This window comes from Caballeronia sp. 11_S32, from assembly GCF_056930355.1.
In genome coordinates, this window is sequence record NZ_JBXOWH010000004.1 from 726,084 (window position 1) to 738,980 (window position 12,897).

Sequence of the window (12,897 nt, forward strand, 5' to 3'; positions counted from 1 at the left end):
TTGTATTTCGGAGTGCGTGTGACGAACATGGGAGCGATCGAAACGCATCACATAACCAGGAGACAGCATATGAGTTCCCACAGTCCGGTTGCGTATCTGGCAGGCGATGAAACGTCCACGTATGCGAAGGTGACATGGCGTCTTTTGCCATTTCTCTTCGTGTGTTATCTCTGCGCGTATCTCGATCGCATCAACGTGAGCTTTGCGAAGCTGCAGATGCTCAACGACCTGCATTTCAGCGAAGCGGTCTATGGCGCGGGCGCGGGCGTGTTCTTCATCGGTTATCTGTTGTTTGAAGTGCCGAGCAATCTTATTCTGCTGCGTGTGGGCGCGAGGCGCTGGATCGCGCGCATCATGGTGACGTGGGGTTTCATATCGGCGGCGATGATGTTCGTCACCACACCGACGAGCTTCTACATCATGCGCTTTCTGCTCGGCGTGGCGGAGGCGGGCTTCATTCCCGCGATCCTGCTTTATCTCACGTACTGGTTTCCCGCTTCGCGCAGAAGCAAGGTCACCGCGCTCTTCATGACGGGCATTCCGATGTCCGGCGTCGTCGGCGGGCCGCTGTCGGGCTGGATCATGACGCATGTGGGCGGTGCGCACGGCATCGCGGGTTGGCAATGGCTCTTCCTGCTCGAAGGTATTCCGACGGCTATCTTCGGCGTCATCGCCTACTTCTATCTCGACGACAAGGTCGCCGACGCGAAGTGGCTCAGCGACTCGCAGAAGGCCATGCTGGAAGCGAATCTGCGCGAAGAAAAGCCCGCACACGCGCTGCATTCCGTAAAAGATGGCCTGTTGCACCCGAAGGTGCTGCTGCTCTCCGTGACCTACTTCTTCTTCACGATGGGCCTTTATGGCGTGAGCTTCTGGCTCCCGACCCTCGTGAAAGCAAGTGGCGTAACCGATCCGCTCAATATAGGTTTGCTCGCGGCGATTCCGTATGGCGCCGGCGCGATCGCGATGCTCGTGGTCGGCCATAGCTCGGACAAGCGTGGCGAACGCCGCTGGCATCTGGCGGGCGCGGGCATCGTCGGTGCGGCGGGACTGTATATGAGCGTGGCCTTCGCGCACTCGACGCTCTTCGGAATGATCGGCCTCACGCTCGCGACGATGGGCGTCGTCACCACCATCTCGCAGTTCTGGGTCCTGCCCCCCGCGATTCTGAGCGGTGGCGCTGCGGCAGCGGGTCTCGCGCTCGCGAATTCCGTGGGCAGCATCTCGGGCGTCGTGAGTCCGTGGCTCATCGGCGTGATCCAGACGCATTCGGGATCGACGGGTAGCGGCGTGCTCGGGCTCGCGGTGAGCTGTGTGATCGGCAGTCTGCTGGTCTTCGCCGTTCCTGCCGCGCTCGTAAACAGCAAGCGTCGCGGCGATTGAAGCCCACGCGTCGAGAAGGGCGGCCCTGCGCAAACAGGGCCGTCGTCGTTGGCGGGTTGCGCAGGCCGGAGTTGCGCTCACGTGGCTTCGGCTTCCCGGTCGCGCTGTTCATTCAGCACGAGGCCGAGCCGTTCGACGAGATTCTTGCGCGCATTCGCGGTGTGCAAATCGGTGAGCTCGGCGGCACGCTGGCCGTCTCCTTCGGAGATTGCCGCCGCAATGGCCGCGTGCTCGTCCCAGATCGACTTGCGCTGCCCCGACGCCTGCAGCACGGCGCCCATCACGCGGCGCAGATGCACCCAGTGCGTCTGCGCGGTCTCGGCGATCAGCGGATTGCCCGATGCCGTGTAGATCGCGTTATGAAAGGCCATGTCGGCATCGATCATCGCTTTGACGTCGTCGCTTTTCGATGCGCGCCGGCCGTTGGTAATGAGCGCCTTGTCGATTTTCGCGCCGCGTCCGGCGGCCAGGCGCGCGGCGAGCGAATCCAGTGCGCCGCGGATCTCATAGAGATGGCTGATCCACGCCGGATCGAGCGGGGTGACGAGCAGGCCGCGTCCGGGCGCATCGACGACGAGGCCGTCCTTTTTCAAAAGGCGCAACGCCTGCAGCACGGGCGAGCGCGAAACCGCGAGTTGCTCGGCGATCTCTTCCTGCGTGATGCGCGTGCCGGGGGCGAGCGAACCGGAACTGATGGCGTCGAGCAGCACCTTGTAGACCTCGTCCACGTAATCGGTGCGGGCCTGAAGCTTGAGAAGTTTGGCGGGCATGGTAACGACCGTAATTTCTGGATACAGAATACGGCAAGGTTACAGCGGGTCGCGGCAGCGCGTCAACGCTCGCCGCTCGTCATGCCGGATCGCATTCAGGTTTACCCATAGAGACAAGGCGATATCGCATCGCTAATCTTTGTATACAGAGTTCGGAGTTCGGTAACCGGAATTCAGGTCTCGTGCATCGCTCAATCTCAACCCCACTCAAAACAGGATTTCCCATGACCATCAAATCGGACAAGCTGGAAGGACAGAAGAGCAGCGGCGGCGCAGCCGCGACGGTCAAGAAACTCGTACCCTATGGCGGTTACTACGTGAACAAGGTGCCGGGCCACGATCCCGAACTCACCGAAACGGGACCAGGCACGCCAATGGGCGAGTACATGCGCGCGTTCTGGCATCCGGTCTGCATGTCCATCGAGTTGACCGACACGCCGCGCTTTCTCAAGATTCTCAACGAGGAGCTAGTGGCGTTCCGCGACGGCAGCGGCCGCGTGGGCGTGCTGCATGCTCATTGCGCGCATCGCGGCGCATCGCTCGAATATGGCGCGATTCAGGAGCGCGGCATCATGTGCTGCTATCACGGCATGGTGTTCGATGTCGACGGTGCCTGCCTTCACGTGCCTTTTCCGAAGGGCGAAGAGAAAGAAGCCGAAAAGTACGCGTGCTCGATTCGTCAGGGCGCATATAAGGCGGTCGAGCGTCATGGTCTCGTGTTCGCCTACATGGGGCCGCCTGAAAACGAGCCGCCGTTCCCCGAGTGGGAAGGCGACTACACCGTGCTTCCCGGCGATGAGCTCGTGCCCTATAGCAACTTCCAGCATTGCAACTGGCTGCAGGTGCAGGACAATGCCGCCGACAACTTCCACCCGACCGCATTGCATGCCGCGAAGAACGTGGTGAACGGTCAGTTTCAAGGCACGACCTTCGATGAAGTGGGCGCGGCGTCGATGGAAGTCGCGCCCGACATGCACTTCCAGCCGGTTCAGCAAGGCCGCAGCCTTGCGTGCGCGGGAGCTCGCCGCGTCAACAAGGATCGCCTGTTCGTGCGCGTGCAACATCAGGTGTTGCCGAATCTGAGCCTGCATGCCTATACGTCGGAAGACGGCTCACAGAAGAAGCTCTTCAGCCGCTTCCATATCATTCGCTGGACGGTGCCCGTCGACGACGAGAACAGCAAGATGATCGGCTGGCGCGTGATGGGCCCCGGCATCGATACGCGCGGCATCGGCAAGAAGGAACTGGTGGGCTACGAGTCTATCGACTTTCTCGATGGCCAGGTCGCGATGCGTCGTCCCGAGCGTTTCGGCGACTACAGCATCGAGGACATCGTGCCCATTCCGCCGAATCATCGCGAGCGCGCGAATTACAAGCAGGCGCAATACGCGCCCGGCGACTATGAGGCCATCATCAGCCAGAGGCCGATCGCGGTGCATTCGCTCGAGAATCCGACCAAGTTCGATGCGGGCCTGTTCCTGTTCCGCAAGATGCTGCGCGATGCATTGCGCGGCTCCAATCCCGCGGCATCCGCGCAGAACTTCGCGGAATGGTTCCGCGAGAATGCCGGCGCACCGAATAGCTTTTGCTCGGGCAACGTGTTCGAGATTCCGGAGGGAACCTCCGTCGAGGAGGAAGTCGTGCGCCGCCGAAAAGTGACGAAGCAGATCGTCGCGATTCTCGCGGAAAGCGAGACGCTGAAGGGCGAGGCACGCGCCGCATTCGTGCGGGAGCGCTTCGAGGCGCTCGAGCAATCGATGAAGCAGTGACGCGGGCAACGCGAGGGCGCTTGGTGCGTTCCTCGCGATGTCGGATCATCGATCGAGGATAGGCGACCATGTCAACGCAATGTATTTCAACGCAAACGCAGGAGCAGACGCTGAATCTGCTCGTGCGTCAGATCCGGCTCGAAGGCCGGGGCATCAATTCATACGAGCTCGTGGACCCGGAGGGCGCGCCATTGCCGCCTTTCACGGCAGGCGCGCATATCGACATTCATCTCGCGGGAGGCGTCGTGCGGCAGTATTCGATCAGCAATGCGCCGCGTGAACGTCATCGCTATGTAATCGCCGTATTGCGCGATGAACGCGGGCGCGGCGGATCGAAAGCGCTTCACGAGCAATTGCGCGTGCAGGATATCGTGCGCGTAAGCCGGCCGCGCAATAACTTTCATATCGTCGGCGGTGCGCGCCGCGTGTTGTTGATCGCGGGCGGCATCGGCGTCACGCCGTTGAAAGCGATGGCGCATGAGCTCGACGATGCGGGCATCGACTACGAAATGCACTACTGTGCAAAGGATGCGAGCTGCGCCGCGTTCACGGAGGAATTCGAGCCGATGCGCGCGGGCGGGCGTCTGCATTTTCATTTCGACGGCGGCGATCCCGCGGCGGGCCTCGATATCCGCGATCTGCTCAACGCACCCCGCGAAGGCGAGCATGTCTATTACTGCGGCCCCGGCGGGTTCATGAAAGCATGCGCTGAAGCGGCGGAGCACTGGCCTTCGGGCGCGGTGCACTTCGAGCACTTCAAGGCGCCCGAGCGCGATTCCGGCGAACAGGCGGCCAACGATGCGCTCGACAGCTTCATCGTGCGCCTTGCGAGCACTGGGCAGGAGATCGAAGTGGCGAAGGAGGAGAGCATCGCCGATGCACTCGCGCAAGCGGGCGTCATGATGGAGACGTCGTGCTGCGCGGGCTTGTGCGGAACCTGCAAGGTGCGCTACCTGGAGGGCGAAGTCGAACACAACGACTGCATACTGAGCGACGAAGAGAAGGCGGAATATCTGACCGCATGTGTATCACGTGCGGCCAGCAAGTTGCTCGTGCTGGATCTCTGATCTACATTCAGCAACTCATCTGAAGGGCGGACAACGTATGTTGTCTGCCCTTTTGCGTTCATTCAAACGAATCGAACCTGACATTTCGACGACAATCTAGTCACAACGCTATGCTTTATGCGCCAATAGCTAGCGCGTTGGGGCATATGCGCCATGTTCGGTCTTACTACTAAGGATGCGCTTAATATAATCGCCTCGATACCTCGCGGTCCCGCCGTGAGGATGTCGAGCGGCTCGCGATGTGAAGCCCTTGTTATTTTGCTTCGTCTTTCGAGCCCCGACAGCGCGCGGGGCTTTTCTACATACGGGCACGCCGATTGCGTGTGAAAACGATCCCACTCGTGTTGTGAAACGGGCGTTGACGGTCACGCATCGCAAGAAGAGACTTAACGTCATCGCTAAGGCGCGCCACCCAAGACGAGGAAAATATTCAATGAGACCGGTTGTATTCGGGAATCGCTTCGGATGGCTGCATGCAGGGACGGGCACGCGTGGAGTTGTGCTCTGCAATACGTTTGGCCACGAATACGTATGGACCTATAGCGGCATCCGCCATCTCGCGGAAGCATTGGCCGCGCGCGGTATCTGGGTGCTGCGTTTCGATTATCGAGGCACGGGCGACTCGGCGGGCGCCGAACTCGCAGCCGATCAGTTCGCATCGTCGGTCGATGACATCGGCGCGGCCGTCGACTGGTTCAAAGCATCGGCCGGTATCCAGCACGTTACGTTATGCGGCTTTCGCCTGGGCGCTGCGTTCGCGCTCGAAGCGGCATTACGCAAGCCCGTCGACGATCTCGTTCTGCTCGCACCGGTCGCTAGTGGCCGCGTGTATATGCGTGAGTTGAGCATCGTGCGCAAGACCTGGCTCGAATTGCTTGCACCGCCTTTGCGCGAGATCCAGAAAGACGATGCCGGGCTCAACGTTCTCGGTCAGGCCTATAGCGATGAATTCAAATGCTCGCTCGAAGCCATCGATCTCGTGGCTAGCGTGAAAGGCGCGGCAATCGCGCCAGCGCGCCGCGTGTTGATCATGAATGTGAAAGCCGGCGGAAATGATCCGTTGTGCGATGCACTCGTTGAGCGTGGCGTCGAAGCGGAGGCACGGAATTTCGAAGATTTGACGGGCTTCGTTCAGGAGACCGCATTCAATGCCTTGCCGCTCGCCACTTTCGATGAGGCTGTGCGGTGGATAGCGGGCAGCGCCGCAGCGGTTGCACCGGTTTCACGCGACCCATCACGGGCGAAAGCCAATGACTGGAGCGGCCTGCGAATCGAAACGCCTGAAGCGGTCGAGCGTCCGGTACTTATCGGCGACGAACGGCTCTTTGGCATCATGTGCGAGCCGCGCACCGGCTCGGCGCGTCGCCCGGTGTTTCTGATAGCGAATACATCGGCGAGCTCACGGGTCGGCGACAGCAGGTTATCGGTGCGCATAGCGCGGGAACTCGCGCGTCGCGGCATAGCTTCACTGCGCTTCGACGCTCGCGGGCGCGGCGACAGTCCGTCCGCGCCCGGCGAGGTGCAATCGGACACTGCGTTCGGCCGCATCTATAACCCGATCGCAACGGACGACACGGCAGCCGCCGCGCGCTGGCTCGCACGTCAGGGCTACAAGTCGATCTTCGCCTTCGGCGTGTGCTCGGGCGCCTATCACGCGCTCAAGGCGGCGCTCGTCGAGGACGCCATCACGGGCGTCGTCTCGGTGAACCTGCCGACGTTCAAAAAGCCCGCGGACGTTGCCCCCGATGGACTGCGCGAGTCCACGCGCAATTCGATGGCGGGCTATGCCATGTCGATGCTCGACGGGCAAAAGTGGAAAGCGATCCTGCGCGGCGAAAAGCATTTGATGCGCGTATTGCGCTTCGTGCTCGGTTACATGCTGACGCGCGTGCGGTCGCGTGTCGTCGATGCGCTGCAACTCGACCGGCTGAGCACGACGCCGCCCGAGCAGGCGACGAAACCCGCAACGATCCTCCGTGCACTCGATGCGAAGCGCGTGAAGACCGTGCTCGTCTATGGCGCCTATGATGCGGGCATGGATCTGATTGCCGCGCATTTCGGCAAGCAGGGCGCACGCCTGTCGCGTTTTCCCTCTGTGCGAATGACGATCTTTCCGGATGTCGACCATTCGCTCTTCCTCGCGTCCGGCTCGGCGCGAGTCGTCGCGTTGTGCGAGCGCATCGCCAAGGAATCGAATAACCCGGTTGCAGACCAGGTCCTGCCCACCAGGGAGCCGGTCGTGCTGTGAGCCGAGGCTCGCTCCATGTGCGAACACGCGCGAGCGCGCTTGCCGCGTCTTGCGTATCCTTGGATGTTGGAACGCGCCCCTGCGGGGCAGTGTCCCAGCGGGAATCCACGTCAGCGGGCTGAACCGGCAGATTTCCGCCGCGAGGCCGCTCAACACAACGCACACAGGAGTCTGACGATGTCGATTGAAAACGTTCTATATCGTGCGCACGCTCATGTCACCGGCGGGCGCGATGGCCGTGCAACCGTGCCCGAAAGCAATCTCGACCTCAAGCTGACGACCCCAAAAGAACTGGGCGGAGGCGGCGGCGATGGCACGAATCCCGAGCAGCTTTTCGCGGCGGGTTATAGCGCGTGCTTTATCGGCGCGATGAAATTCGTTGCCGCGCGCGACAAGATCACATTGCCGAAAGATGTCGCGATCGATGGAAGCGTGGGCATCGGACAGATCCCGAATGGCTTCGGCATCGAAGTCGAATTGAAGATCTCGCTGCCGGGCATGGATCGCAGCGAGGCGCAGGCGCTGATCGACAAGGCTCACATCGTGTGCCCGTATTCGAATGCGACGCGCAATAACATCGATGTCAAATTGACGCTCGCCTGATAAGCCTAACGGCTCGAGTGTTCGAGCGTCCTCAGGCGGGGCGCTCGAACGCCGATCACCACGTTTCGCGCATGACCATCAAGCGTGCTTCGGTCATATCTTCGATCGCGTAGCGAATGCCTTCGCGGCCGAGTCCCGAATCCTTCACGCCGCCATACGGCATGTTGTCGACTCGGAACGAGGGCACATCGTTGATGACCACACCGCCTACTTCAAGCTCGTCCCACGCCTGATGCGCGTGTGCGAGCGAGTCCGTGAAAACGCCGGCCTGCAGGCCGAAATCGCTGTCGTTCACGGTATCGAGCGCTTCCCTGAAATCGTCGAATCTTTCGAGCATTGCAACAGGACCGAATGCTTCCTTCCGATAGAGATCCGTGTCACGTCCGACGTTTTCCAGAAGCGTCGCCTCGAACATCGCGCCTTCGACCTTGCCGCCCGCAATAATCTTCGCCCCGGTCTTCACCGCGCTCTCCATCCAGCCGGCGAGGCGCTTCGATTCGGATTCGGAGATCATTGGTCCGACGAAGGTCTTCTCGTCTTTCGGATCGCCCATTCTGAGCGACTCCGTTTTCGCGATCAGCTTGTCGCGCAACGCATCGTAAAGAGAGGCATGGATGAGAATCCGCTGAACGCCGATGCAACTTTGCCCCGACTGATAGAACGCGCCGAATGCGAGCCTGTCGACGACATAGTCGAGCTTGTCGCCCTGATCGCCATCCACGATGGCCGCTGCATTGCCGCCGAGTTCCAGAATGACTTTCTTCTTGCCTGCTTTGGCTTTCAGATCCCAGCCGACCGCGGGCGAGCCCGTAAAGGACAGGAGCTTGAACCGTTCGTCGGTCGTGAAGAGATCGGCGCCGTCGCGATGGGCGGGCAGGATCGAGAATGCGCCTTTGGGAAGATCCGTTTCCGCGAGCACTTCGCCGATGATCAATGCGCCGATCGGCGTGCGGCTCGCGGGCTTCATGACAAAGGGCGCGCCTGCGGCAATCGCGGGGGCGATCTTGTGCGCCGCCAGATTCAAGGGGAAATTGAAAGGCGAGATAAAGGAGCAGGGGCCGATCGGCACGCGTTTCACATAGCCGCGATAACCCTTTGCGCGTGGCGAGATTTCGAGGTTCAGTATTTCGCCGTCGATTCGCACCGATTCTTCAGCCGCGACCTTGAACGTGTCGATGAGGCGTGTCACTTCACCGCGTGAATCGTTGATCGGCTTGCCGGCCTCGATGCAGAGCGCCATCGCCATGTCGTCGGCCAATTCACGAAAGCGCTTCACGCAATGTTCGAGAACCGCCTGGCGTTTGAATGGAGGAAAGGCGCGCATGTCGGGCATCGCGGCCACTGCGAGGCCGATTGCCTTCTCGATGGCCTGAGCGTCGGCGAGCGCGACGCGCGTCGCCACTTCGCCGCTGAATTTGTCGGTCACCGCCAGATCGGTGTTCGCGGCGACGGGCTCATTGGCAAGGTAATACGGATAAGTCGTCTTCATGGAACGCTCTCCTGTCGGGATGCGTTGTCGATAAAGCCAGATTACCGCGTATATGAAGTACGTGCTGCTGAACGCAAAGTCCGGAATGGGATAGCATGCCAACGGAATCGAACGAAGCGTGCTAACACGCTTCTTATCCGACCATCCGGAGGAAACGATGCTGACGTGTGGAATCGATCATGTGGGCCTCACCGTGCGCGAGCTCGATGCGACGCGCGATTTCTTCGTTCAATGTCTCGGCTGGAAGATCGTCGGCGAGCGGCCCGAGTATCCGGCGGTGTTCGTATCCGACGGAAAGCTTCTGGTGACGCTATGGCAGGTGAAGGAGGAATTGGCGCCCATCGCATTCGACCGACGCAAGAATGTCGGTCTTCATCATCTCGCAATGCGCGCAACGGACGAAGCAGCGCTCGCAACGATTCTCGAGCGCGTGTCGGCGTGGCCCGGCGTGACCGTGGAATTTGCGCCGGAACTGCTAGGCGCTGGGCCAAAACGCCATATGATGATTTACGAGCCGGGCGGCATTAGGATCGAATTCGATTTCGATCCACGCGTTTAGATCAAAAAACGCGCCCAAATAAGAACGGCGGAACTGAACCTGTTCCGCCGTAGATGCACTCGCTGTCAGGCGATCAGATCAGGCAATCAAAAACGGCGTGCGGTCTTCGACAGACGCGAGCCATGTGGGTGCGCGGCCACGTCCGCTCCAGGTCGCGCCGGTTTGCGGATCGCGATAAAGCGCAGGTTGAGGACCGCGCGGCTGTCCCTTTCCTTTGCGCTTGACCGTGGCGCGCGCTTTTCCTTTGGCCTTGGTTTCTTTCACGCTCGCGCCAACGGCAAACTTGCTGCGATCCTTGGCATTGGCGATCCAGCCAGGCGCGCGGCCGCGGCCGCTCCATGTCGCACCCGTTTTCGGGTCCTGATACGCGACCGTGCCTTGCTTGGGTGCCGATTTCGCGCGGCCCGCTTTCTTGCTCGTGCCGGTGTATCGTTCGATGTCCGAGACGGTCAATCCATGGCGCGACATAAGATCATGAATCTTTTGCAGCACGCTTTCGGATTGTTTGGCGATGAGCGCATCGGCTTTCGCTTGAAGTGCTTCGATACGTGACTGAATGCTTTCGAGCGTTGGCATGACTTACCTCTATTAAATGTTTTTTGCACTATGCCATGCACATGAACAATGCGCTAGAGAAAATTCGTGCAAATGCGTGACAAAGAAGCTTAGCGCGAAGCGCTTTTTGCATTTATGCGGCACGACGCACGTTGAGAGCTTTAATTCCGGTCTTATCGAAAGAGCAAAGCGAGAAGGGTGTTCGACTTCTTCTCTAGCTTTCTTGTCCACGATTTCAATTTCAAAACTCGATAAGCGAATCGTGAGGAACGGTGCGCGGCGCCATCGCAGGCAGTGCGGGCGTCGGACTCATTTCATCGATAGTGATGATAGAGATCATCAATCATCATTTTACATGAGACCAACCTGCGCCTATCTTTTCGGAAACAGCAAGAAACTCGCATCCGGCTCCGTCCGGAATGCGCCATGACAATCCGAAGACAGGAGACATTGTGACGACATCGACTGCTGGCCAGAACATCTGGCTGACGCCCGCTTTCATACGGCTGGTCTCGCGCCGGCGCAGGTTCATCGTGCGTCTGACGCTCGGGACCCTCGTGCCGTATTACGCCTTCGTGCTGGTAGCCGGATTCGCGCCCAGGCTGCTCGCGGCGCGGATGTTCGGCGCGAGCGTCATTACGACAGGCTGGACCGTCGGCGTGCTGCTCATCGCTGGGACATGGCTTCTCACGGGGCTCTACATTCATCGCGCGAACGGCGAGTTCGACGCGCTCACGAAAGAGATTCTGAGCGGGGGCAGCCGATGAAACGTCGCGTTCCAATGAGTGTCGCGTGGCTCTCGGCATCCGCCGCGCAATCCGCGCTCGCCGCCCCCGAAGCCGTTGGCCATGTGCAAAGACAGCCGCTGAATCTCACGGCCATTTCGATGTTCCTGGTCTTCGTCGTCGCCACGCTCGCGATAACCTACTGGTCGGCTTCGAAGACGCGCTCCATGAAGGACTTCTATAACGCGGGCGGCTCGATCACCGGATTTCAAAACGGACTCGCACTCGCGGGCGATTACATGTCGGCCGCCGCGTTGCTCGGCTTGACGAGCATGATCTTCTTCAACGGCTATGACGGCATGATTTACGCCGTGAGCTTTTTCGTCGCGTGGCCGCTGTTGATGTTCCTGTTCGCCGAGCGAATAAGGAATCTCGGGCAGGTCACCATTGCCGATATCGCGTCGTTCCGGCTCGATCAGCAAAAAACGCGGACGATGATGGCGTTCGGCTCCCTCACGGTCGTCTGCTTCTATCTCGTGGTGCAGATGGTCGGAGCGGGGCAATTGATTCAGCTTCTGTTCGGCCTCAGCTATGACCAGGCGGTAGTGATCGTCGGGATATTGATGGCTGTGTACGTCACCTTTGGCGGCATGGTCGCGACGACGTGGGTGCAGATCATCAAGGCCGTGCTGATGTTATTCGGTGCGAGCTTGCTGGCATTTCTGGCGCTCCGGCAATTCGGTTTTTCGCTTGACGCGATGTTCGCGCAAGCGATCGAGACGCATAAGAACGGCCCAGCCATCATGCTGCCGAGCAAGCTCGTCGCCGATCCTTTCGCGATGCTCTCATTGTCCGTCGGACTCGTGTTCGGCACATCGGGCCTGCCGCATATCCTGATGCGCTTCTTTACGGTGCGCGATGCGAAGGAAGCGCGAAAGTCGGTGTTTGTCGCGACCGGTTTCATCGGTTATTTCTTTCTCGTGGTCGCCTTGCTCGGCGTGGCCGCGATCGGGATCGTCGGACGCAATCCGCTCTTTTACGAGGGCGGCGTCGTCGGCGGCAAGTTGATCGGCGGCTCGAACATGCCCGTGATGCATCTCGCGAAGGCGCTGGGCGGCGATCCGGCGCTGGGCTTTCTCTCCGCCGTTGCCTTCGCGACGATTCTCGCCGTCGTTGCCGGCCTCACGATGGCAGGCACATCCGCGATTTCTCACGATCTCTATGCGATGGTCTACAAAAAGAATCAGGCCACGCCCGAGAGCGAGAAGCGCGTTTCGCGCATTGCATCGATCGGCATTGCAATGATAGCCATCGTGCTCGGCATGCTGTTCAGGGATCAGAACGTCGCCTTTCTCGTCGCGCTGACATTCAGCATTGCCGCTTCGGTCAACTTTCCTGTGCTCATGCTCTCGATCTACTGGAAAGGCCTGACGACGCGCGGCGCCCTTATGGGTGGCATTGCGGGGCTCGCGAGCGCGATCTCACTCGTCGTGCTTTCGCCGGCGGTATGGGTCAAGGTGCTGGGGCACGCCGCGCCGGTATTCCCATACGACTATCCGGCGATCATCTCGATGAGCGTTGCATTCTTCTTCATGTGGCTCGGGTCGGTGACGGATCGCCGCGCTCAGGCCAATGAAGAGCGACAAAGATTTCACGATCAGTTCGTTCGCGCTCAAACCGGCATCGGTGCATCCGGCGCGGTGAGTCATTGATTCTCGAAAGGAGTCGT

The 12,897-nt window shown here is 60.2% G+C and carries 11 protein-coding genes; 8 read left to right on the top strand and 3 right to left on the bottom strand.

Annotated elements, in window-relative coordinates; genetic code table 11:
* The first annotated feature begins 69 nt into the window (after window positions 1-69).
* Window positions 70-1,383 carry an MFS transporter gene (locus tag AC1Z32_RS29420; RefSeq protein WP_483482351.1) on the top strand — a complete coding sequence of 438 codons (1,314 nt, stop codon included), beginning with the start codon at window positions 70-72 and terminating at the stop codon, window positions 1,381-1,383.
* A 77-nt stretch (window positions 1,384-1,460) separates the two neighbouring features.
* Here the strand turns inward: AC1Z32_RS29420 and AC1Z32_RS29425 are convergent, their stop codons facing one another.
* Window positions 1,461-2,153 carry a GntR family transcriptional regulator gene (locus AC1Z32_RS29425; protein WP_483482352.1) on the bottom strand — a complete coding sequence of 231 codons (693 nt, stop codon included), beginning with the start codon at window positions 2,151-2,153 and terminating at the stop codon, window positions 1,461-1,463.
* Between the two features lie 224 nt (window positions 2,154-2,377).
* Here AC1Z32_RS29425 and AC1Z32_RS29430 point away from each other — a divergent pair, with 224 nt between their 5' ends.
* The 4 genes from AC1Z32_RS29430 (at window position 2,378) to AC1Z32_RS29445 (ending at window position 7,840) form a co-directional block, all read left to right on the top strand.
* On the top strand, window positions 2,378-3,922 hold the full coding sequence (locus AC1Z32_RS29430) for a Rieske 2Fe-2S domain-containing protein (RefSeq protein WP_483482353.1): 1,545 nt from the start codon (window positions 2,378-2,380) through the stop codon (window positions 3,920-3,922).
* Window positions 3,923-3,990: 68 nt separating this feature from the next.
* Window positions 3,991-4,989 (top strand): PDR/VanB family oxidoreductase, encoded by a 999-nt coding sequence (locus AC1Z32_RS29435; protein ID WP_483482354.1) that lies wholly within the window; start codon window positions 3,991-3,993, stop codon window positions 4,987-4,989.
* A 433-nt stretch (window positions 4,990-5,422) separates the two neighbouring features.
* On the top strand, window positions 5,423-7,237 hold the full coding sequence (locus AC1Z32_RS29440; RefSeq protein WP_483482355.1) for an alpha/beta fold hydrolase: 1,815 nt from the start codon (window positions 5,423-5,425) through the stop codon (window positions 7,235-7,237).
* Window positions 7,238-7,414: 177 nt separating this feature from the next.
* A complete protein-coding gene (locus AC1Z32_RS29445) occupies window positions 7,415-7,840 on the top strand; it encodes an organic hydroperoxide resistance protein (RefSeq protein WP_483482356.1) in 426 nt (141 codons plus the stop codon).
* Between the two features lie 55 nt (window positions 7,841-7,895).
* Here the strand turns inward: AC1Z32_RS29445 and AC1Z32_RS29450 are convergent, their stop codons facing one another.
* Entirely contained in the window at window positions 7,896-9,329 is a 1,434-nt protein-coding gene (locus AC1Z32_RS29450) for an aldehyde dehydrogenase family protein (protein WP_483482357.1), read from the bottom strand.
* Between the two features lie 157 nt (window positions 9,330-9,486).
* On the opposite strand from AC1Z32_RS29450, the gene AC1Z32_RS29455 reads away from it, so the two are divergent.
* Window positions 9,487-9,888, top strand: coding sequence for a VOC family protein (locus AC1Z32_RS29455; RefSeq protein ID WP_483482358.1), 402 nt, complete (start codon window positions 9,487-9,489; stop codon window positions 9,886-9,888).
* Between the two features lie 78 nt (window positions 9,889-9,966).
* Here the strand turns inward: AC1Z32_RS29455 and AC1Z32_RS29460 are convergent, their stop codons facing one another.
* Window positions 9,967-10,464 (bottom strand): H-NS family nucleoid-associated regulatory protein, encoded by a 498-nt coding sequence (locus AC1Z32_RS29460; protein ID WP_483482359.1) that lies wholly within the window; start codon window positions 10,462-10,464, stop codon window positions 9,967-9,969.
* 431 nt (window positions 10,465-10,895) lie between these two features.
* On the opposite strand from AC1Z32_RS29460, the gene AC1Z32_RS29465 reads away from it, so the two are divergent.
* Window positions 10,896-11,210 carry a DUF485 domain-containing protein gene (locus AC1Z32_RS29465; protein WP_483482360.1) on the top strand — a complete coding sequence of 105 codons (315 nt, stop codon included), beginning with the start codon at window positions 10,896-10,898 and terminating at the stop codon, window positions 11,208-11,210.
* Complete coding sequence (locus AC1Z32_RS29470) at window positions 11,207-12,880, top strand: cation acetate symporter (RefSeq protein ID WP_483482361.1); 1,674 nt, start codon at window positions 11,207-11,209, stop codon at window positions 12,878-12,880. The genes AC1Z32_RS29465 and AC1Z32_RS29470 overlap by 4 nt, the downstream gene beginning before the upstream one ends.
* Window positions 12,881-12,897: the final 17 nt, after the last annotated feature.